22 protein-coding genes are annotated in these 20,348 nt (G+C 38.1%); 16 read left to right on the forward strand and 6 right to left on the reverse strand.

Annotated elements, in window-relative coordinates; translation table 11 throughout:
- Window positions 1–364 precede the first annotated feature (364 nt).
- Both ABVF21_RS20530 and ABVF21_RS20535 read left to right on the forward strand, forming a co-directional pair.
- On the forward strand, window positions 365–802 hold the full coding sequence (locus tag ABVF21_RS20530) for an OsmC family protein (RefSeq protein ID WP_371018876.1): 438 nt from the start codon (window positions 365–367) through the stop codon (window positions 800–802).
- A 316-nt stretch (window positions 803–1,118) separates the two neighbouring features.
- Window positions 1,119–1,346: a glutaredoxin family protein gene (locus tag ABVF21_RS20535; protein WP_371018877.1), complete on the forward strand. Its 228-nt coding sequence runs from the start codon at window positions 1,119–1,121 to the stop codon at window positions 1,344–1,346.
- 67 nt (window positions 1,347–1,413) lie between these two features.
- Here the strand turns inward: ABVF21_RS20535 and ABVF21_RS20540 are convergent, their stop codons facing one another.
- Window positions 1,414–1,920 (reverse strand): peroxiredoxin family protein, encoded by a 507-nt coding sequence (locus ABVF21_RS20540; protein WP_371018878.1) that lies wholly within the window; start codon window positions 1,918–1,920, stop codon window positions 1,414–1,416.
- Window positions 1,921–2,113: 193 nt separating this feature from the next.
- Here ABVF21_RS20540 and ABVF21_RS20545 point away from each other — a divergent pair, with 193 nt between their 5' ends.
- Window positions 2,114–2,779: a haloacid dehalogenase type II gene (locus ABVF21_RS20545; protein ID WP_371018879.1), complete on the forward strand. Its 666-nt coding sequence runs from the start codon at window positions 2,114–2,116 to the stop codon at window positions 2,777–2,779.
- A 102-nt stretch (window positions 2,780–2,881) separates the two neighbouring features.
- On the opposite strand, the gene ABVF21_RS20550 is transcribed toward ABVF21_RS20545, so the two are convergent.
- Complete coding sequence (locus ABVF21_RS20550) at window positions 2,882–3,562, reverse strand: Crp/Fnr family transcriptional regulator (protein WP_371018880.1); 681 nt, start codon at window positions 3,560–3,562, stop codon at window positions 2,882–2,884.
- A gap of 309 nt (window positions 3,563–3,871) precedes the next feature.
- Here ABVF21_RS20550 and ABVF21_RS20555 point away from each other — a divergent pair, with 309 nt between their 5' ends.
- Entirely contained in the window at window positions 3,872–4,438 is a 567-nt protein-coding gene (locus tag ABVF21_RS20555; protein WP_371018881.1) for a TetR/AcrR family transcriptional regulator, read from the forward strand.
- Window positions 4,439–4,623: 185 nt separating this feature from the next.
- Entirely contained in the window at window positions 4,624–5,295 is a 672-nt protein-coding gene (locus tag ABVF21_RS20560) for a TVP38/TMEM64 family protein (protein WP_371018882.1), read from the forward strand.
- A 155-nt stretch (window positions 5,296–5,450) separates the two neighbouring features.
- Here the strand turns inward: ABVF21_RS20560 and ABVF21_RS20565 are convergent, their stop codons facing one another.
- The 3 genes from ABVF21_RS20565 to lgt all read right to left on the reverse strand — a co-directional run bounded on the left by ABVF21_RS20565 (window position 5,451) and on the right by lgt (window position 7,557).
- On the reverse strand, window positions 5,451–5,885 hold the full coding sequence (locus ABVF21_RS20565; protein WP_371018883.1) for a hypothetical protein: 435 nt from the start codon (window positions 5,883–5,885) through the stop codon (window positions 5,451–5,453).
- An 88-nt stretch (window positions 5,886–5,973) separates the two neighbouring features.
- The gene (locus ABVF21_RS20570; RefSeq protein WP_371018884.1) at window positions 5,974–6,630 is read right to left on the reverse strand and encodes a TVP38/TMEM64 family protein; all 657 of its coding nucleotides are present in this window, start codon (window positions 6,628–6,630) and stop codon (window positions 5,974–5,976) included.
- A 93-nt stretch (window positions 6,631–6,723) separates the two neighbouring features.
- On the reverse strand, window positions 6,724–7,557 hold the full coding sequence (gene lgt, locus ABVF21_RS20575) for a prolipoprotein diacylglyceryl transferase (protein WP_371018885.1): 834 nt from the start codon (window positions 7,555–7,557) through the stop codon (window positions 6,724–6,726).
- Between the two features lie 484 nt (window positions 7,558–8,041).
- On the opposite strand from lgt, the gene ABVF21_RS20580 reads away from it, so the two are divergent.
- Window positions 8,042–9,073 (forward strand): DUF3179 domain-containing (seleno)protein, encoded by a 1,032-nt coding sequence (locus ABVF21_RS20580; RefSeq protein ID WP_371018886.1) that lies wholly within the window; start codon window positions 8,042–8,044, stop codon window positions 9,071–9,073.
- A 42-nt stretch (window positions 9,074–9,115) separates the two neighbouring features.
- Entirely contained in the window at window positions 9,116–10,465 is a 1,350-nt protein-coding gene (locus ABVF21_RS20585; RefSeq protein WP_371018887.1) for a dihydrolipoyl dehydrogenase family protein, read from the forward strand.
- Window positions 10,466–10,498: 33 nt separating this feature from the next.
- Here the strand turns inward: ABVF21_RS20585 and ABVF21_RS20590 are convergent, their stop codons facing one another.
- Entirely contained in the window at window positions 10,499–10,783 is a 285-nt protein-coding gene (locus ABVF21_RS20590; protein WP_371018888.1) for a phospholipase, read from the reverse strand.
- A 344-nt stretch (window positions 10,784–11,127) separates the two neighbouring features.
- On the opposite strand from ABVF21_RS20590, the gene ABVF21_RS20595 reads away from it, so the two are divergent.
- The 9 genes from ABVF21_RS20595 to ABVF21_RS20635 all read left to right on the forward strand — a co-directional run bounded on the left by ABVF21_RS20595 (window position 11,128) and on the right by ABVF21_RS20635 (window position 20,310).
- Window positions 11,128–12,456 (forward strand): FMN-binding glutamate synthase family protein, encoded by a 1,329-nt coding sequence (locus tag ABVF21_RS20595; protein ID WP_371018889.1) that lies wholly within the window; start codon window positions 11,128–11,130, stop codon window positions 12,454–12,456.
- Window positions 12,457–12,673: 217 nt separating this feature from the next.
- Window positions 12,674–13,075 carry an Hg(II)-responsive transcriptional regulator gene (gene merR, locus ABVF21_RS20600; RefSeq protein ID WP_371018890.1) on the forward strand — a complete coding sequence of 134 codons (402 nt, stop codon included), beginning with the start codon at window positions 12,674–12,676 and terminating at the stop codon, window positions 13,073–13,075.
- Between the two features lie 16 nt (window positions 13,076–13,091).
- Window positions 13,092–13,322 (forward strand): mercury resistance system transport protein MerF, encoded by a 231-nt coding sequence (gene merF / locus ABVF21_RS20605; RefSeq protein ID WP_371018891.1) that lies wholly within the window; start codon window positions 13,092–13,094, stop codon window positions 13,320–13,322.
- Between the two features lie 68 nt (window positions 13,323–13,390).
- The gene (gene merA / locus ABVF21_RS20610) at window positions 13,391–15,034 is read left to right on the forward strand and encodes a mercury(II) reductase (protein ID WP_371018892.1); all 1,644 of its coding nucleotides are present in this window, start codon (window positions 13,391–13,393) and stop codon (window positions 15,032–15,034) included.
- Window positions 15,035–15,202: 168 nt separating this feature from the next.
- Window positions 15,203–15,472, forward strand: a complete 270-nt coding sequence (locus tag ABVF21_RS20615) for an alpha/beta fold hydrolase (RefSeq protein ID WP_371018910.1) — start codon at window positions 15,203–15,205, stop codon at window positions 15,470–15,472.
- Window positions 15,473–15,477: 5 nt separating this feature from the next.
- Entirely contained in the window at window positions 15,478–15,849 is a 372-nt protein-coding gene (locus tag ABVF21_RS20620; RefSeq protein ID WP_371018893.1) for an alpha/beta fold hydrolase, read from the forward strand.
- Window positions 15,850–16,165: 316 nt separating this feature from the next.
- The gene (locus ABVF21_RS20625) at window positions 16,166–16,720 is read left to right on the forward strand and encodes a sigma-70 family RNA polymerase sigma factor (RefSeq protein WP_257147693.1); all 555 of its coding nucleotides are present in this window, start codon (window positions 16,166–16,168) and stop codon (window positions 16,718–16,720) included.
- Entirely contained in the window at window positions 16,713–18,278 is a 1,566-nt protein-coding gene (locus ABVF21_RS20630; RefSeq protein ID WP_371018894.1) for a hypothetical protein, read from the forward strand. The genes ABVF21_RS20625 and ABVF21_RS20630 overlap by 8 nt, the downstream gene beginning before the upstream one ends.
- A gap of 25 nt (window positions 18,279–18,303) precedes the next feature.
- Window positions 18,304–20,310: a peptidoglycan D,D-transpeptidase FtsI family protein gene (locus ABVF21_RS20635; protein ID WP_371018895.1), complete on the forward strand. Its 2,007-nt coding sequence runs from the start codon at window positions 18,304–18,306 to the stop codon at window positions 20,308–20,310.
- The last annotated feature ends 38 nt before the right edge of the window (window positions 20,311–20,348 follow it).

Consider the following 20,348-nt stretch of genomic DNA (forward strand, 5'->3'; position numbering starts at 1 on the left):
GGAAAACGTAATTCATACGGATTATTAGTAACTAACATTTGTTTAACAATGCGTTCACATAGAACCAAAGAGAGAATGTCACTCTCTCCACGTTAACTCTAGACATCGTTTTTACGATAATAATTCATCTCTCCTTGCATCTTCCAACAATAGATCTGTCACCCCCCTATCATGTAAAGGCGGGTGGGTTAGTCATACAAAAAGCTATTTAGATAGCCCCTCTCATTGAAAATGTAAGCTATCTTACTAAAAGGAACTCAGTCATTGCATGGTTATTTTATTCTTGATATAGTTATTTTTGTACCAACCGGTTGGTTTTGAATTTCCGGTAATAATTACATCGAGGTTGAGAGGAGAATTTAAAATGGCAAAAATGAACGAAAAAATTACCGCAGTATCTAAAGGAATGAATACAGAAGGTAAATCTCACGGGCACACGGTTGTAATTGACGAACCAGCAAAAATGGGAGGAACAGATGAAGGGGCTAATCCTTTAGCTACATTGCTTATCTCGTTAGTTGGTTGTGAAAATGCTATTGCAAACTTTGTTGCAAAGGAAATGGAATTCGATCTTCAAGGCATCGATTTTGAAGTGAATGGTGAATTGGATCCTCGCGGCATGATGGGTGAGGAAGGCGTACGCCCTTACTTCCAAAAGATTACGGTCAATGCGACTGTACACACCAACGAAACTGAAGAGCGTTTGTTAGAATTACAAGAAAAAGTCGATCAACGTTGCCCTGTTTATACAACAATGGTAGCTGCTGATGTTGAAATGATCCCTAATTGGGTAAAAGCATAAATGAAAAATCATCCCGTCTTGAGTTTACTCAAGGCGGGATTTTATATTAAATTAGACACTACCATCACATGTAAGACGTCTTACAGCTCTTCTCTTTTATAACCTTTATAATAAAAGAAAATAAGATGTAGAAATGTTTTAAGGTGGGAATTCATTGATGGGTGAATGAAGTGGGTTTTTCTTTTGAGGTTTGAACTGTAAGTGACAGGGAAAATGGACATAACTAATTGTTGTTAAAACCAGCCCGGGAGAAAAATTGCGATATGAATCGATGTCTGTTGTCGTTCTCATTCTTAATGCGAAGAGGAGATAAATGATGAATATTCTCTATATGATGGATGGTTGTCCTATCTGTGCCCAGGCTATCCAGCATTTGAACAAAAAGGATATCCCTTTTAAAAGAATCAATATCCTTGAAAAAAGTAGTGCAAGAAATGAATTAAAAGAGTTGATTGGTGAAGTCTATACACCTGTACTGATACATGAGAAGGGAGTATCGATTGGTCGTAATATTCTGGAAATGACGGAAGCAAACTCTTCCTAATAACCAAGTCTTGTCCAGTAAAATAGGACAAGACTTGGTTATTTACTATATATAGGTGGCATCTTTCTTATTTTAAGTTTTTCTTAATATACTGAATGATTTTTCGTAACTCTTTCGGATTGGGACGTCCAAAAGGACTTGTTTGTCTTTGCTGATATAAAACTTTTCCTGTTTCATTCATTAAAAAGTAAGCAGGCTCTCCATGAGTGCCATGGTCTTCATATGGGGCTTGTTCATCATGGAAATGTACACCGTAGGCTTTTAAAAATTCTAAATTTTCATCAATCAATACGGGGAAAGTGAATCCATGTTCTTGTACCATTTTCTCTAAGCTGTCCTTTTCATCATACGTAACCGTCATTAGGTGAATTTGCTGCTTCTCGAAATAGCCTTTGCTTTCTTCAAGCTCTTGCAACTCACTCATACACGCGGGACACCATGAACCTCGGAAGAAAATGATCAAGTGCCACTGGGTATTCTGTTGTTTGAGGACGTCAGAAAAGGTATACTTCTCACCGGAAACGCTAGACAGTGTAAAGTCCGGGGCTTGTTGCATCAATTTGAATGTAGTCAATAATAAACACTCCTTTTTGAGGTAATAAGCTTATTGTACTCAGGATCAGAGAAAATAAAGATAATTCAATTTGCTGATTAGTTAAAACATAGATATAAATTGTAAGTTGCGTTACATCTTTTTTATAAGAGGTTTCCTTATCTTCTGTGTGGGTAGTATGTTAAAAGGATATAAAGATAGGGAGGTTACATAAATGATTAAAGCATTGGTATTTGACGCATATGGAACATTGTTTGATGTTCATTCTGTTGGAAAAGAGTGTAACGAGGTTTTCCCAAGTAAAGGTGATGCTATCAGTCAGTCTTGGAGAAAAAAGCAGCTCGAGTATTTCTTTCTAAGACAGTTGATGCAACGGTACAAACCTTTTGATGATATTACGAAGGATGCTTTGAACTATGCCTGTAAAGAGAATGGCGCTGAGCTTTCAAAAGAAAATGAGAAGCGCCTAATGGACGCCTATTTAAAGCTTGATCTTTTTGAAGAGGTAGAAACGGTGTTACAACAACTGTCTCAAAAAAAGCTTGTAGTGTTCTCTAATGGTTCCAAAAATATGATCGATCCATTAGTTGAGCAATCAAATATACAGTTATCAATCGATTTGGTGATTAGTGCAGACGAAATTAAACAATATAAACCGACACCTGCTGCATACAATCATGCGTTAGAAAAGCTGGAATTGAAAAGAGAAGAGATCCTTTTCATGTCCTCGAATCCATGGGATATTACAGGGGCTAAGAGCTTCGGCTTCCATACTGCATGGATCAACCGGAAGGATCTTGTATATGAAGAACTTAATATTCAGCCTGACACGGTCTATAGTGATTTAAGTGGAATCATGGAGTGGATAGAAAAAACATAAAAAATGGGGACCATAAAGGTCCTCATTTCTTATGTCTTAAGAAGGAAGAGGAAACACATACGCTACAAAAGAAAGCCTGATGGATTGACCAAAACCCTGAACTTATGAATGGTTTAAGAATTCTTGTGTTTTATCCGCATCGATCGCTAAATATCGGACTTTTCTAATGTAGTTTTCCTTTTTTAATTGACTCATAATAGCGCTTGTCGTTTCACGGGTTGTACCAATCATATTGGCGAGGTCTTGATGGGTAAGTTTCATTTCAATCGTTTGCCAATTTTGTTTTCGCCGACCAGTTTTTTGGCTTAGCATCAACAAAAGATACAATAACCTGTGTTTTACGCCACTTAAAGCAATTTTTTCACTCAGGCTGTAAAAATCTTTTAATCGTGAAGAAAGGATATCAATGAGTTTCAAAGCAACATGGGGATTCTGTTTAATGAATTGCTCATAGTCATTGTGACTAAGCGTGCAAATGTACGTATCTGTCATAGCTTCTGCATAAGTTTGATCATCCGTTAAACTGATGGTGGACGTTTCACCAAATATGTTGCCATCTACCAGAATGTCCAAGGTGAATTGTTTGCCTTCCTCATTCATTCGATATAAGCGAACTTGTCCTTTTTTTAATAAAAATAAGGCATCAATAGGATTTTCGGGTGAAACTATGACTGTGCCCTTTTTTACAGGGCTCATTTCGCTCATTTGATCAATACTCATCAACTCATCTTGAGATAGTTCTTCAAATAAGCTAATTTGAGATAATAGTGCAAGTTTATCCATCTTTATTCACCTCATTAAAAGTATGTTATAAATTTTTCCTATAGTTAAATGTATGTAGTTAATTAAAAATCAATCCAATACAAAGCTTACGGATGAGGGGCTCGTGGATAAATATTAATCGCAATGAAACAAATTTACAAGTAGAGAAAGCGATACACCATGAAAGAAGAAAGTGGAAAACCGTGGGACACCGTTGGGATCTCAATCTAATCAAATGTTCCTCTTACATGAATTGTATCTATGATCGTAAATATGTTAAAGTATTATTGTACCGACTAGTTGGTAAAAACACAATACCAGGTGATTGATGTGAACACAAAAAAAGAACAGATTGTCAAAAATACTGCTGAGTTGATTCATTCCAAAGGGTACGAATCAACAAAGCTAAGTGAGATTATAAACGCCTCAGGAATTGGAAAGGGTCAGTTTTATCATTACTTCACTTCTAAAAGAGATGTAGGGTTACATGTTGTTGATTTTTATGTGAACATGTGGCGTGATGAACTGATTTATGGAATCTTTAATTCAGAAGATTCTTCCATGAAAAAAATGGAGAATATGTTGCATTGGGCGATTCAATACCACAGTTGCCCTTCCAAAATCAGTGGTTGTCCTTTTGGAAATTTGGCTTTAGAGATGAGTGAACATGACGAGGAGTTTCGCAGAAAAATTAATGAGTTATTCCATGAATGGATCCATAATTTAGAAGTGGTTATAAACGATCTCCAGGGAGAGCACAAAGCTTTACAGAAAGCCCGTGCAGTAGTTGCCCAAATTGAAGGTAGCATTCTCTTAATGAAGAATTACCAAGATGCCTTTATTCTGAGAGATATGATAGAGATGATCCGAGCGCAATATATAAATGGAGAAACATAACAAAAGCTGTATCAGAGATTTAAAAATCTCTGATACAGCTTTTGACTGTAGGTGAAGTTTGTGCCTTTTCTTCATCAAGTAGGGATAAGAAGATTAAAGAGAAGTGTATTTTCGCTTACATCTAATGAAGATGGAAAAGGATATAATGAAGGAACACGTCACTATTAGTAAGAAGGTGCAGGCAATTGAGCCGTGCAGGTATTGCGGTAAGAGTCCTTTTCTTCGGCATCCTAGTCTCCTCTATCATTTACTTCCTTTATTTTAGATGGAACATTACCCCGAAAGATATCCAACCATTTATAACTTCTTTTGGTTGGATGTCACCATTCATCTTTATTTTTGCTTACTTGATTGGACCATTCATTATGTTTCCGTCATCCGTATTGTCTATGAGTGCAGGCTTAGCTTATGGAATTTGGCCAGGTGTTATATATATATGGATAGGGGCTGGAGGAGCAGCTACAACAGGTTACCTCATTGGGCGTTTTTTTGGGAAGTCAATCCTACGTTTACACAACTACCAATGGTCCCAAAAGGCGGAAAAACAAATTAATAAAAGAGGATTTTTGTTTGTTTTACTCTTACGGCTGATTCCTATCATGGGCTTCGGTTTGCTAAGTTATCTGTCGGGCATAATGAAAGTGAAATTTCCTTCTTATATAAGTGCAACAATGATTGGGATTCTCCCTGGCGTTCTTGTTTATGGAACGATTGGAGCAAGCATAGTGACAAGAGACCCACTAATTGTGGTGATTGCGATCCTGCTGGTCATTATTTTACTACTGGTCTCGTTCTTTTATAGAAATAAAGTGAAAAAGTGGCTCGGACTAAATGAAGAAAGAGAGAATGGAGAGTAAAGGTTAGCTACAGCTGCAGGAAAAGCTGTTCAACAAGCCATCATACAACTCGAAGAAGAATGCTATTAAAAATAACTAAAAAAATTGGCTAGACATTCAAAAGCCCGGTTTCTTCGATGACGAAGAAACCGGGCTTTTATTGTATTGATCTTGTCTTAGGCGGCGACTTCAGACTTTACTGAAGCTCTCTTTGCTAATAAATTAAAAACAATGGCTACAATAAATGAAAAGAATAAGTGAGTAGCAAGACTCATTAGCTGATCAGGTGTAAAAGCATTCGCTAAATTTGTACCCATGCCCATCATCATAGGCATAATAACAAGGGGACCCACAATCCAGATACCAATACCGAAAACAATAGCTAAAGCCCAAATATTACGAATGACAAAGGTCAACACCCCGAAAGATACCCCGAATATCACACTTATGATCATATGAATCATCCATCCCATAACAGCACTTTCGCTACCCATGGTGCCAGCAAGCATGAGTATCATTCCTTGCATCTGCATCATAATTCCAAAAACGATACCTCCGATGACCCCACCGATGATTCCATACTTGATGGCCTTACTTGCAGAGTTTGTCATCGTTCACACACTCCTTTTCATTTGATGATTCTATTATATGAAAGGAGTAAAATAAATTCTGTAATAAGACTTACTATTTGTTTGTCATTCAGTCTGTGGACAGCCCAAGCCACTTTTTAACAGGAGTTCGGAAGTAGTAAGTCACTCCAATTAAACATAAAAATACGGCTGCAGCGAGGATGATCGTCACGATGTCGCCTGATGCGATACTGGATCCTAAGAAACTGTAAGCAAAGGTACCAGGGATCATGCCAAAAACGGTAGCGAGGATAAAAGACTTAAAACGAACCTTGGCAATCCCACCGGCATAGCTAAGCAAGTCGAAACTGACGATAGGAATAAGTCTCAATATAAAAATGTATAAAAAGCCACGTTCTTCCATTTGTTTGAACAGTTTTTCGGACCAAGAGGACTTATCCATTTTTAAAACGGACCTACCAAACAAACGTGCCATGATATATCCCGTCATGGCTGCTCCTGTAGCTCCAAAAATAATGTAGAGAACGCCTGGCCAAACGCCAAACGCAAGCCCAGCACCAAGAGAGAGAACAGATGTGGGGAAGAAGACAATTGGACCGATCGTATAGATGAGGAAGAAGATCACTGGTCCCCACCATCCGAACGACAAGATAAAATCACGAATATCTGAAGGTCGGATTTCCAATTGGAAATGAGTGATGTAAGAAGCAGTACTAAAAGCTATAAGAATCAAAATGATTTTTACCCAACGAGATTTTGATGCCAAGAGGGTTCATTCCTTTCTAAACGTTATGCCGATGTTATTCCAATCAAAAGCGAAAAGGTTAATGGCAAGAGTAATCAAATCTACTCTTGCAACCTACTTCACTTTCTTTCCATTATAAAATTTGTTGGCTAACCCCGTTTTTCGCCTGTACGTGATTCCAATCACGGCGATTAAAATGAGGAGAATGGAAAGGAATTGTGCTGTTCTGATTTCGCCGAATAGATAAAGACTATCTGTTCGCAATCCTTCGATGAAAAAGCGACCAAAAGAATACCAGATGACATAGCTCATGAAAACCTCTCCACGTCTAGGCATTCCTTTAGAGCGCAGAAGTAGCAAGAAAAGAAAACCGAGGATGTTCCATAGAGATTCATATAAAAATGTAGGGTGGTAGAGCGTGCCATCTATGAACATCTGTTGGTTAATGAAGTCTGGCAAAAAGCGCATGTAATTTTGATAAAATTCATTTGACACTGGCCCACCGTGAGCCTCCTGGTTCATGAAGTTCCCCCATCGCCCGATGGCCTGTCCTAAGATGATGCTTGGGGCGGCAATGTCAGCCATCAACCCAAATGACAACTTCTTTTGTCTACTATATAAATAAGCTGTCAAGAAAGCACCAATTAATGCTCCGTGGATCGCTATGCCTCCTTCCCAAATCGCAAAAACTCTCCACAACGGCCCATTTACATATTGCTCCCATTCAAAAAGAACATAGTAAAATCTAGCAGTGATTAGGGAGATCGGGACAGCATAAAGGACGATATCGACAATATAGTCTTTCTTAATACCTAACCTTTCGGATTCTTTCATAGCAAGAAAGAGGCCTAGAAACGCTCCTGTTGCAATGATGACCCCATACCAGTAAATCGGTAGAGGTCCTAAATAAATAAAAACACGATCTAGCGACTCGTTTGTAAACGTCATGACGACTCTCCTTTTGTATTGCCGGTTCCAAGAATGGAACTGGCATACTAGATGTACATACTAGGACACGTTATACTCTATAGACTTTAGGTGAGGCTTTATGTAGGCTGTCTTACAGAATGGGCGGTTTCACAAAACGTTCACGGAAATGGTTGACGAATAGCAACGCAGAATTTGTAAGGTAGCTTACACTTATTATTTTAGAACCATAGTCGTTTGATAATTGGGGTATAGATTAGGCGTAAGTAGAGAGATAGATAGGAAAGAGAGGAGAGACATAAAGTGCTCGTTTTTACATGCATCATTAAAGCCAGCACAAGAACATTTCCACATGAAAAGATTAACCATTTAGGAAAAGATAACAAGTCTGGTCGATAATATGAAACCAGTTACGTTACATAGGCTTTTTAAAAAAAATTGTGTTAGGTTTGGGAATTACTTGGTTTGCCTAGTTTAGTAAACGAGCAGGAGGAGTGAAAGAAGTATGCCTTTTAACAATCCGATTATTTCAGAAGACATTAAGAAACAATGGTCGAATACCAACTTCAACCGCCACGTTGAGGATTTTTGGAAAACCATTCAATCTCCGGGGGTGCAGAGAGATGGAATTCCACCTCTGGATCATCCACTTTTTAAAACCGTTTCGGAAGCAATACACGATCTTCCATCCCATGATGCGATGATTGTCATAGAAGGAGAGCGAGAAGTCAAGGTCTACCGAGTGGACGATGTGATGTTGCATGAGATCGTCAACGACTCAATAGATAATACCCCCATTGCTGTCACCTTCTGTCCTTTATGTAATAGTGCCATTGTTTATAAAAGAAAGATGGATCAGCAAATTCTTCGTTTAGGTGTAAGTGGCATGTTGCGCCATAATGATTTAGTCATGTGGGATGATGTTACGGAATCATGGTGGCAACAATTGACTGGAGAAGGGATAGCCGGGGAATGGACGGGACGTCAACTAGAAATGATCCCCAGCTACATTCTGAGTGGTGACCAAGTAGCTGTTCGGTATCCTGCTGCTAAAATCCTTACTAAAACGAAGCGCGACCCCTTACCCCCAGCGCATCAAACAGGGGACTTCAAGGAACGTGGTGCAAAAATGGTGGATACAACGAAGGTTATGGCCACTTTTCTAAACCAGCGACCCGTAGCAATTGACTTTGAGCAGATTCGTCGAGAAAAAATTGTTCACATAGAAGTGGATGACATCCCTTACGTCATCTTTGCAAATTCTGACGTGAATGACATGGGAATTGAAGTTCGCAAGGACTCCGGGCAAGCCTTTTTGTACTTGGCCAGTATAGAGGATTTTATGTTAACTTTCGCCTTTAAAGATGGAAAGCATTTGATCGATAAAGAAACGGAAAGTGAATGGAATGTTTTCGGTGAAGCGATAACTGGCCCCCTCGCAGGAGAAAAGTTGAAAAGGGTCCCTTTATATCCTCACTTCAAAAAGCCTTGGTTTCAGTTTTATCCTCAGTCAGTGTATCTCAATAAAAATGGCTAAGTAGAACATAATAACAAAATGGAATAAGAGGAGGAGATTAGGATGGAAACAAAAGAATATGATTTGATTGTGATTGGAACAGGTTCTGCTGGATCAGTCGCTGCAGTGAAATGTAATGAGGCAGGCTGGAAAGTAGCGATGATCGATGAAAAACCTTATGGAGGAACGTGCGCATTACGAGGGTGTGATCCTAAAAAAGTGCTTGTAGGAGCAGCTGAATTAGTGGATTGGAACAAGCGTATGGACGGTCACGGAATCGATGAAGATACCGCCATCAATTGGCAAGACTTAATGAAGTTCAAACGCACGTTTACAAGCTCCGTCCCTGAGAAGAAAGAGGCAGGGTTGAATAAACGTGGGATCGATACGTATCATGGAAAAGCATCCTTCCATAGTGAAACAGTGATCAAAGTAGACGAAGAAGTTTTGAAAGGAAAACATATTCTTCTTGCTACTGGCTCACAACCTGCAACGTTAGGTATAGATGGAGAGGAGTATTTTACGCATAGTGATGAGTTTCTTGAAATGGATCAATTACCAGAACGTATTCTATTCGTAGGAGGTGGATATATTTCTTTCGAGTTTGCCCATGTTGCAGCAAGAGCAGGGGCAGAGGTTCATATCCTCCATAGAGGAAGTCGACCACTAGAGAACTTCGATGCGGATTTAGTTGATTTGCTCATGCAAAAATCAAAAGAGGTGGGCATACATGTTCATTTAAATACTTCGGTCACGTCAATTGAAAAACAAGATCAAAGTTTCACTGTGAAAGCAGATCAAAAAGGAACGGAGAAAGCATGGTCAGCTGATTTAGTCGTCCACGGTGCTGGGCGTGTTCCTGCCCTGGATATGAATTTGGAGCAAGGGAATGTCGAGAGAGAAAAACAAGGGGTCATTGTGAACGAGTACCTTCAGAGCGTAAGCAATCCTCATGTTTATGCCGCTGGAGATGTAGCAGCGACAGCTGGACCCCCGTTGACACCAATGGCAAGTACAGAGTCACATGTTGTGGCATCAAACTTATTAAATGGCAATCATAAAAATGTCGATTACCCTGTTGTGCCTTCTGTTGTTTTTACTATACCGAAAATGGCCTCTGCAGGAATGAGTGAGCAAGAAGCAAAAGATTCCGGCATCAATGTAGAAGTGAATCACCAAGAAATGGCAGGGTGGTACACGTATAAACGAACAAATGAATCGTATGCAGCCTTTAAAATCATCACCAATAAAGACAATGGACTTATTTTAGGCGCTCATTTAATTAGTGGGGAAGCTGATGAGTTAATCAACCATTTTGCTATGGCAATTCAGTTTAAGATACCCATTAATGAGTTAAAACAGATGATCTTTGCTTATCCTACTTCAGCTTCAGATATTGCTCATATGCTCTAACATAAATGAGATAATAATTTTGAAGAAGAGCTTTCAAAAAGAACAAGTGAAAAGTCGTTTCAGTTTCATGAAGTGAATCATCAGCCTTGCATGACGGCCTTCTTGAGTAGGGGCCGTTTGTAAGGCTGTTAGTCTATTTATAAATGCTTCGTCGCATGCACAATGGTTTCTTGTTTTTCTATAACAATCGTCGTGCGCTTTGCATGCGGCATCCGTTTCATTAATGGGAGCCCCAGGGCCACTGCATCCAGGTCCGCACCAGCGATAACCGGGAAAAACACAGAATTCCGGTCTTCTGTATCTCTTTCTATAAGACATGATTTATCATCTTCTTTCTTTACTAGTATTAAAATCTCAGAGAGAAAACGCCTTATGGGTTAGTGGTCGTACCCAATGTATCCTTTAAATAATGTTACTATAACAATGAACATCACAAACAATTCGGAGCCAAATGCAAAATCACCAGAGAAATTTGTCATTTATTTACGTGTTTTAAATAAGGAAAGTGTTTGTACTTTATTATGGTATGTAAAAGTACAATTGGTGTATGGTCTTGCGTCTTTAACTGTAAGATAAAATATAATGACATAGTTTAGTGGTATTAGGAAATAACTAACTTGTAAAAGGTTTTCACCGTGTTTTGATAAAGGAGGAAGTAAGTAATGATTGAAAAAATGATGTTGTGGTTCATGGATCCAACAATGGATGCCGCTATGAAAAACATGTTAACAAAGAAGTACGAAGAAAATCCTTTTCTCATGACGACGATAGCTGCAAAACTAACCCCACGAGCCATTATGGAGGCAGGGATGAGGGCGGAAACAGGACAAGAAATCAAACGACCCATTGGAAGTCCTAACGTCTTGTCCCCGTGGGAAAAGGTGATGTTCAGTCCAAGACAGCTTCACCAATTGCCAACGGAGAGTAAAAAAAGTATTGAAACCAAAACGGTCATTGGACCGAATGCTAAGAAACCCCTGAAATTATCCATGCCTATTCTATTAACGGGAATGTCTTATGGTGGTTCGTTAAGTTTAAAGATGAAAGTAGCCATTGCTAAAGGAACATCGAAAGCAGGAACTGCGACAAATACGGGTGAAACCGGTTTGACGGACGAAGAACGTGATAGTGCTGACCTGTTGATTGGCCAATACAATCGAGCGATGAGGATGAAAGAAGAAGATCTTAAGCATTTGGATGCGATTGAATTTCAGTTAGGTCAAGGTGCCTGGGGAGGTGCAGCTGAAATTGAAACAAAATCCGAAGATATTCGCGATCACCTTCGAGAAACGTGGGGCTTGGAAGAAGGAGAGGGGTCAACGATCAAACCTCGGTTTCCAAATGTAAAGAAAAGTGATGACATCGTAGAGTTAGTAAACCGAGTGAAAAGTGAGGCAGAGGTTCCTGTTGGTATAAAAATTGCGGGGTCTGATTTTATTGAATATGACTTAGAAGTGATCGCTAAGATGAATGTGGATTATATCGTCATCGATGGAGCAGAAGGAGGAACGGCTGGTGCACCCCCTACACTTGAAGATGATTTTGGTCTTCCGACACTTCACTCTTTAGTGAGAGCTGTTGATTGGCTGAACGAACATAATTTGAAGGAAAAGTACCAAATCATAGTTTCTGGAGGATTGACAACCCCTGGTCATTTCTTAAAAGCACTGGCGATTGGAGCTGATGCTGTCTATATCGGATCGATTGCATTGATGGCGATCCTCCAGAGCCAGATGGTCAAAGCCTTGCCAGAATCGCCTCCCCCGCAACTCGCCCTGTACTCAGGCAAACTCAGAGAACAATTTGATGTAGAAGAGGGAGCGAAGGACCTCGCAAACTTCTTGAACTCCTGTATGACCGAAATGAAGAGTGCGGTCCAAGTACTAGGGAAACGAACAACTTCGGAGTTGACCAGGGAAGATTTGGTTACGATGGATAAGGATCTATCAGATTTTAGTGGCATCCGTTATGGGGCTTCTAAACGAACATAGGTATTCAATGAGTTCCTCCTAACTCCATACTAATGTGTGAGACAGAAGTTTCGACTTACTTAATTTATAAACAAACCAATTTGAGACGTGATATTTCAGATGAACGATTTCAATATAAATTAACCTAGAAATTATAGTTGGTTAATTTAATAAAAGACATCTTTTACACTTGACCCTGTACTATGGTACAGGGGTTATTCTATGTATGGAGGTGATGATGGTGGGATATCAAATAAGCGAATTAGCGAACCTTTGCGACGTCAATAAAGAAACGATACGCTATTACGAACGAAAGGACTTAATACCTGTGCCATTTCGGAATGAATCAGGATATCGGATATACAATGATCATTCCATTAAACGCGTGAAATTTATTAAACGAATGCAAGAGCTGGGTTTTTCATTAGACGAAATTCACAAATTACTAGGCGTAGTGGATAAAGATGATGTACGGTGCCAGGATATGTATGAATACGTAGCATTTAAAGAAAAGGAAATAGAGAAAAAAATAAACGACTTGGCTCGGATACAACACCTCCTTATTGATCTTAAGGAACGATGCCCAAGTACAAAGGATCTTCATGAGTGTCCTATCATAGAAACACTCATTGTGGAATGATTCAAGGAGGATTCTTATGAAGAGAAATAAGACGCTTATTACAGGCGTAGTAGGGACAATCATTGCTCTTATTTGTTGTACAACTCCCGTATTAGCTATTTTACTAGGCACTGTTGGCCTCGGTGCATTAACTGGCTATTTGGATTACGTTTTGATTCCTGCATTAGTTCTATTTATTTTAATAACTTTTTTTTCATTTCGTAAAAAAACTAAAACTTCCAATGGAAAAGAGAATTGTTGTTCTTAGTTTATGATAATAAGAGCTTTTGCAAGCTCAAATTTGAATGAAGAATAAATATGAGGAGGAACATTGAAATGAACAAAACAGAGATGAGAATCGAAGGCATGACTTGTGATCACTGTGAACGTCATGTCTTTAAAACACTAGAAAGTCTGGGTGCCGAAGATATTAATGTAAGTTTTCGCAAAGGCGACGCTATCTTTCATCATCCAGATTCTTTAGGTCGTGAAAAGTTTAAAAAAGCTTTCGATAAAACGCCATACAAAGTTGTTGATGTTCTTGATCCCAATCCTACAGCAAGCAAATCCGTATCTTCTTCAGATAAGGAGTACGATCTTGTTGTCATCGGATCAGGTGGCGCGGCTTTTTCAGCTGCGATTCAAGCGTCAGAAAATGGGGCGAAAGTGGCGATGGTCGAGAAAGGAACGGTCGGAGGGACGTGTGTAAACATTGGTTGTGTTCCATCAAAAGTGTTGTTAAGAGCTGGAGAACTGAACAGCCATGCTCATCATAACCCTTTCAAAGGTTTAGCACTTCAATCAAACAAGCCAGACTTATCCCAAATTAAAGAACAAAAAGACGAACTTGTTCAGAAGTTGCGTAGAGATAAATACGAAGGTCTTATTGAGGATTACGGATTTGATCTGATAAAAGGCGAAGCGCGGTTTAAAAATGCACACACGATCATCGTAAATAAACAAGAGGTTACTGCAAGCCATTTTCTGATCGCCACAGGAGCGTCACCTGCTGTTCCTGATATACCTGGACTGATAGAGAGCGACTATCTAACAAGCACTTCCGCCTTGAATTTAACAGAAGTACCAAAGCATCTCTTGGTAATCGGAACAGGGTATATTGCGTTAGAATTGGGTCAAATGTTCAATGATTTAGGAGCAGAAGTGACATTAATGCAACGAAGTAATCGTGTTCTTAAAGAGTACGATCCCGAAATTTCTGAAGCCATCGAAAAATCGCTCTCCGAAAAAGGGATCAGGTTTGTAAAAAATGTGGAGTACAACAAGGTTGTCCAAAAAGGCAATATAAAGGAAGTTCATATCCGTACGAACGGAGAAGACCGGATTGTGACGGGAGATCAATTATTGGTTGCAGCTGGACGCGCCCCTAATACGTCAGCACTCCAGCTTCAAAGTGCTGGTGTGAAGATTGGTAATGCTGGAGAAGTATTAATTAATAAACTTTTAGAAACAAGCGTACCTCACATATACGCAGCAGGAGACGTTACGTTAAGTCCTCAATTTGTTTATGTAGCTGCCTATCAAGGAAATCTAGTCGCAAAGAACATGACAGGGTCTCAAAAAATAGAACAAGACTTAACGACCGTTCCAGCTGTGACTTTCACGTCTCCTTCCGTTGCATCTGTAGGTCTAACGGAACAACTCGCAAGAGAACAGGGATACAATGTGAAAAGTTCTGTCTTGCATTTGGAAGCTGTACCAAGAGCTTTGGTCAATCACGAAACGACAGGTGTGTTCAAACTCGTGATGGATGAAGACAATCACCAAATCATTGGAGCACACGTTGTAGCAGAAAATGCGGGGGATGTCATTTATGCAGCTACCTTAGCTGTGAAATTCAAACTCACAGCTGAAGACCTTCAGGATACAATGGCACCATACCTTACAATGGCTGAAGGACTAAAATTAGCTAGTTTAACCTTTGATAAAGATGTTTCCAAACTTTCTTGTTGTGCCGGATAACCTTTAATAAATCCACCGTTTCCTAAACGGTGGATTTATTAAACGTGGTTTGATTCGTTACTCAAAGCAAAATATTTAAGAGTTGGTAAAAGTAAGAGTCGAATGAGGATCTAAAGAGTCATTTTTTGGCTAAAAAGAAATTACGGTATTTTTTTTGTTCCATGTTCAATTAAAGAAGAGGGGAAAGTAAGAGCTCATTTACTAAAATGGTTAGGAACCAGAAAAGTCGATTTGTTAGGATATTCTTTCGGAGGAGAACTTGCTCTGGAGTTTGCCTACGCATTTAAAGATGAAATTAATAAAATTGTTCTATCAGCTCCAAGTTTAATGGCGACTGATATACAAAAAATGGTTCAGATAGCGGGGGTATCCTTTCCGTATCAAATGAAAAGGTTATCAAAACTTTTAAAGATTTTCAGGATGAAGGACTTACTATAGATGAAATGTACGGTAAGCTATGGAATGGTATTGATGGTAAGACAGTAGATCTATTATTGTTTGAAAATCAAGACATTGCTCAATTGAATCGTAAGTTTTGGGAAGAAAGCAAACTAATTAATACCGGTTTGATGTTAGAAGCTTTAACTACAAACCCGGCATCATTTCCATTAATAAATCGTTTGAAAGAAATACCAAACCAAACTTTACTCATTACAGGGATTTTTGATCGTAATACTGGACTGAGTATATCTAAGATAATACATAGAGAGTTAAAGTGCAGTCAGTGGGAGTTATTTTATAAAAGTGCCCATTTTCCTGATTTAGAAGAAACTAGTAAATTCGTGAGCTCTGTCATTAACTTCTTAGATTCTTAGAAATTCAATCTTCCACAATCTCGGAGCTTATCTTCAATAAGATAAGCTCCTTTTTCTATGGAAATTTTCCTTGCTGTCTATAATTATTGAATTGGTTATGCATAGTGTTATACTTTTAATTCTGTTCTTCTCAAAACCGAATAAGAGCGATCCATTTATCTAAGGGTCAATACATATCTAACTTCTATTGATTCCGTGTGTTGTCCTCACTTTAAGTATCCTTTCAAAGTCCAGTAAAGAAAATTCATCATAACCTTCAGAAAAAAATACAACCAAATGAGCTATGTTCCGTCTAATAGGTGAAAGGGTGTGAAAGATGATTACTAGTAAAAAACGGGATGATGAATATGAAGATGATCTCAGCAAAGAAGAGCGAGTTGAATGGTTAATGAACGAGTACGGAAGAAATATCACTCGCTTAGCATTTACCTATACAAAACAACAACAGCTTGCTGAAGATATCGCACAAGAAGTTTTTATTAAATGCTATAAAAATCTAGATAGTTTTCGAAATGATTCAACTTATAAAACTTGGATTTATAGAATAACTGTAAATTTATGCAAGGATAAGCTGAGAAGTTGGTCCTTTAAAAATATCGTTTTAAATGATTTCTTTTCAAAGTCTCGTCATACATATGATACTCCGGAAACTGAATTGATAAATTTAGAAAGTAAAAGAATGCTTTCTGAACAGGTTATGTCGTTACCAGTCAAGTATCGAGAAGTGATTATTCTCTATTATTATGAAGAACTATCTTATAACCAAATCGTTGAGTTGTTGCAAATACGAATGCAAACAGTGAAGTCTCGTTTACATAGAGGACGTATTTTGTTAAAAAAACGACTCGAAGGAGGTAAAACAGATGGATGATTTCTTAAAGAATCTTAAAGAGGATATGAATGAAACAGTGTTAAAAGATATTGATTTTGACAATAAACATAAACGAAACGTCAAGAATGCCATTTATTACAATCAAAAGAAGACAAGAATCACCATCCAGCAAAGATTAGGGTTTTTGTTAAGTATAGGATTTACGGTAATTGTTATGTTTGGAATTGGTTATTTAACTCTGGATAAGTTGGGGTTCATGGCTCTTGATGAAGCATCTCCAACAAATGAAACAAGTGAATTAAAAAGCGATATAAAGGCGGGCGATGAGGATAACTTTTTCACTCCCCCGGCTCAGGATGAACTATACGATAATTTGTCAAAAGAAGATGTGTCTACAAAAATGCTGAATACTGTTGATTATTTTAGTACAGCATCAGGAGAATTTGAATTACAAAATGTATACGATGATAACTCAGAAAGCAATGAAAGGATCGAGTATACGGTTAGCTTGGAAGAACATGTTGGAGAATCTGTGATCTCAACCTCTTTTTATGATGAAGAGATAATGGGAGTTAAGTCCAATATAAATAAAACATTTTATGATGGACAAAAGGTATGGAGAATTGACAACAATAGAGAGGAATATTATGTGAATGAACCTGAAGTTAACGGCAAACAGCAAACCGTTTATCCAAACGAAGTATTCCAGGTGGAGTTAAGAAAGCTCTATGATTCTCCTGGCGTATTCAGGCAAAGTCCACCGGATAGCAGTGCCCATATCTCTTTGTTTCCATATGAAAAAGTAGCTTATTATTTAAGAGAAGAAAATCTTTGGGATATTGAAAAACAAAACGAAGAACTACTCGGCCATAATACAATTGTTTTATATGGCGAGATACCAAAAAGTGATACAGATCGAATGAAAGGTAACCAATTTCGTTTTTGGGTAGATAAAGACACAGGTATTCTCGTGCAGTATGAAGTATACGATCAAAATGGAGAGGTGACTAGCTACCTACACCCAGACCGTTTAGAAATAAATCTACCAATTTCCTCAAAAGAGTTTATACCTAATCTTGAAAATTATAGTGAGATGGAAGTAGATCAGCCTTCTTATGAAGATTCGAAAGAAGCAGATATAGAGGTAGTGGATCACGCGGATTATTATCCAGAGGAAGTCGATGTCGTCTTGACGAGACTTGAGAAAGAACTACCATTTTTATATGAATTCAAGAATAAGGAGTTGGAACTTTATTCTGCTAGTTATGAAAAATATAAAGACTATAAACAGGCCTATCTAACTTATAGCTATAAAAAGGATGAAGATGAAGATGGCTCAGGATCCAAACTTTTATACGTTCGTCAGTATCATAAAGATGCGGTTGTTCGTTCGATAGGAGATTTCGATACAGGAGCGAAAGATAAGCTTGAAGAGTTTGATTTAAATGGGATTCATTGGGTTAGCTACAAACTTAACAATATTCCGGAATCTCATTTTATTGGAAAATCTGATGATTACAAATACGAAATCGTAACCCAGGATATTTCTGCAGAAGTAACGAAACGATTATTAGCCTCATTCAAAAAGAATGATTGAAGTAGGATAGTTTACAGGGGGCATCATGAATAGCATAAAGAAAGAAAAAAGGAGTCATTTACCATACCGGCTAAATATATTGTTTTTGTTCGTATTCTTACTGTTTTCTGTTTTAATTTTTCGTTTAGGATATCTCCAATTAGCTCAAGGTGATGATTTTGAAAATCAAGTAGAAGAAACAGATAATGTGGAGGCTAAAACAACTTCCCCTAGAGGTATGATGTTTGATCGTTACGGAAGAGTTGTAGTAGATAATAAACCTACCTTTATTATTACTTATACTAAGACACAGGGGACTACTCAACAAGAAAAACTGGAAGTGGCAGAACATCTTTCAAAGTACATTGAGAAAGGGACTGAAAAATTAACTGAAAGAGACTTGAAAGATTATTGGATTATTACTCGTCCAAAAGAGGCAAGATCGAAGTTAAGCGATAAAGAAACCAAAGATCTTAGTGACAAAGATGCGTATCAGTTACAGTTAGATCGTATTAAAGAATCAGATCTAAATAAAATCTCAAAAAAAGAATTAGAAATTGCAGCCATTAAACGTGAAATGGATGGTGGATACGCATTATCTTCCCAAACAATTAAACAGGATTTGACGAAAGATGAAATTGCTGAAGTGAGCGAACATCTGAGTGACCTCCCGGGGATAGAAGTTGCAGCTGATGCGATTCGTGAATACCCTTATAATGAAACAATAAAAACTCTATTAGGAAATACAGGACAAATTGCCGAAGAGGAAGTAGATGCTTATCTTCAAAAGGGTTATGGATTAAATGATAGTGTGGGAATTAGTTTCTTAGAAAGACAATATGAAGAGTATTTAAGGGGACAACCGTCAAAAACAAAATTTGTAACTGATAAAGAAGGAAATCCAATTGGAGATCCAGAAGAAATTCCGGGCTCCAGAGGCGGAGATCTAGTGTTAACTTTAGATATGGAGCTTCAACAATCTGTAGATGAGATTTTAAAAGAAGAGATACAAGAAGCACGCTCAGAAGGAAATTATTCGTTGGAACGCGCTTATGCAGTAATGATGGAGCCAAAAACTGGAGAAATATTAGCAGCTTCAGGACAAGAACTAACAAATAAGGGATTTGAAGATCGTTCATACGGAGCATTTATGGATGCTTATGCAATGGGATCTACTGTTAAAGCAGCTACTGTATTAACGGGCTTTCACTATAGGGCCATTCAACCAAATACTTATTTTTATGATACTCCACTATATTTTCCTGGAACAGAACCAAAGAAATCATATGTGAACATGGGGAGTATTAATGAATTAACTGCCCTTCAACGATCATCCAATGTCTATATGTTTAATATTGCAATGGAAATAGCTAATCATAAGTATGAAAAAAATCAAGGCGGGGCTTTCGATATAGAAGCTTATTCAAAAATGAGGAATGTGTTTTCTCGATTTGGTTTAGGAGTAAGCACCGGAGTGGATATCCCTTCTGAAGCAACTGGTTATGAAGGGAATAGTAATATATTAGGTAATTTGCTTGATCTCAGTATTGGTCAGTTTGACACTTATACCCCTATTCAAATGGTTCAATACATTTCAACCGTAGCAAATGATGGACAAAGGATGGAGGCACATTTACTCAAAGAAGTGCATGAAGCTAATAATGGAGATGAGCTTTCAAAAAATATTTTATATCAGTATACACCTAAAGTAATGAACACTGTGAATATTGATCAAAAGTACTTTGATATAGTTAAAAAAGGCCTATGGATGGTTACACATACTAATCAAGGCACGGCCAATTTTTTTAGTGATAAATCTTATAACCCCTCCGCAAAAACTGGAACTGCAGAGTTTGGAGAAAATAACTATAATTTAACTCTTGTAGGGTATGCTCCTTCTGATGATCCTGAAGTGGCTTTTGCAGTTGTAGTGCCAGATATCGATAACACTAATGAAATTAATCATGATATTAGCGAACGGATAATGGACAAGTATTTTGAAATGAAAAAATCAGGACATCAGATGGAAGTGAAAGATAAAGGAAATGACTAAAACATATCTCTTTTCAAATCTTGAATCGAGGAGAAATC

The organism is Pseudalkalibacillus sp. JSM 102089 (genome assembly GCF_041366475.1).
GTDB lineage: Bacteria > Bacillota > Bacilli > Bacillales > Guptibacillaceae > Guptibacillus > Guptibacillus hwajinpoensis_B.

What these genes read in the sequence shown, in the direction of transcription:
- ABVF21_RS20530 (WP_371018876.1), top strand. Translation starts at nt 365, where the DNA reads ATGGCAAAAATGAACGAAAAAATTACCGCAGTATCTAAAGGAATGAAT.
- ABVF21_RS20535 (WP_371018877.1), top strand. Translation starts at nt 1,119, where the DNA reads ATGAATATTCTCTATATGATGGATGGTTGTCCTATCTGTGCCCAGGCT.
- ABVF21_RS20545 (WP_371018879.1), top strand. Translation starts at nt 2,114, where the DNA reads ATGATTAAAGCATTGGTATTTGACGCATATGGAACATTGTTTGATGTT.
- ABVF21_RS20550 (WP_371018880.1), bottom strand. Translation starts at nt 3,562, where the DNA reads ATGGATAAACTTGCACTATTATCTCAAATTAGCTTATTTGAAGAACTA.
- ABVF21_RS20565 (WP_371018883.1), bottom strand. Translation starts at nt 5,885, where the DNA reads ATGACAAACTCTGCAAGTAAGGCCATCAAGTATGGAATCATCGGTGGG.
- lgt (WP_371018885.1), bottom strand. Translation starts at nt 7,557, where the DNA reads ATGACGTTTACAAACGAGTCGCTAGATCGTGTTTTTATTTATTTAGGA.
- ABVF21_RS20580 (WP_371018886.1), top strand. Translation starts at nt 8,042, where the DNA reads ATGCCTTTTAACAATCCGATTATTTCAGAAGACATTAAGAAACAATGG.
- ABVF21_RS20585 (WP_371018887.1), top strand. Translation starts at nt 9,116, where the DNA reads ATGGAAACAAAAGAATATGATTTGATTGTGATTGGAACAGGTTCTGCT.
- ABVF21_RS20590 (WP_371018888.1), bottom strand. Translation starts at nt 10,783, where the DNA reads ATGTCTTATAGAAAGAGATACAGAAGACCGGAATTCTGTGTTTTTCCC.
- ABVF21_RS20595 (WP_371018889.1), top strand. Translation starts at nt 11,128, where the DNA reads ATGATTGAAAAAATGATGTTGTGGTTCATGGATCCAACAATGGATGCC.
- merR (WP_371018890.1), top strand. Translation starts at nt 12,674, where the DNA reads ATGGTGGGATATCAAATAAGCGAATTAGCGAACCTTTGCGACGTCAAT.
- merF (WP_371018891.1), top strand. Translation starts at nt 13,092, where the DNA reads ATGAAGAGAAATAAGACGCTTATTACAGGCGTAGTAGGGACAATCATT.
- merA (WP_371018892.1), top strand. Translation starts at nt 13,391, where the DNA reads ATGAACAAAACAGAGATGAGAATCGAAGGCATGACTTGTGATCACTGT.
- ABVF21_RS20620 (WP_371018893.1), top strand. Translation starts at nt 15,478, where the DNA reads ATGTACGGTAAGCTATGGAATGGTATTGATGGTAAGACAGTAGATCTA.
- ABVF21_RS20625 (WP_257147693.1), top strand. Translation starts at nt 16,166, where the DNA reads ATGATTACTAGTAAAAAACGGGATGATGAATATGAAGATGATCTCAGC.
- ABVF21_RS20630 (WP_371018894.1), top strand. Translation starts at nt 16,713, where the DNA reads ATGGATGATTTCTTAAAGAATCTTAAAGAGGATATGAATGAAACAGTG.
- ABVF21_RS20635 (WP_371018895.1), top strand. Translation starts at nt 18,304, where the DNA reads ATGAATAGCATAAAGAAAGAAAAAAGGAGTCATTTACCATACCGGCTA.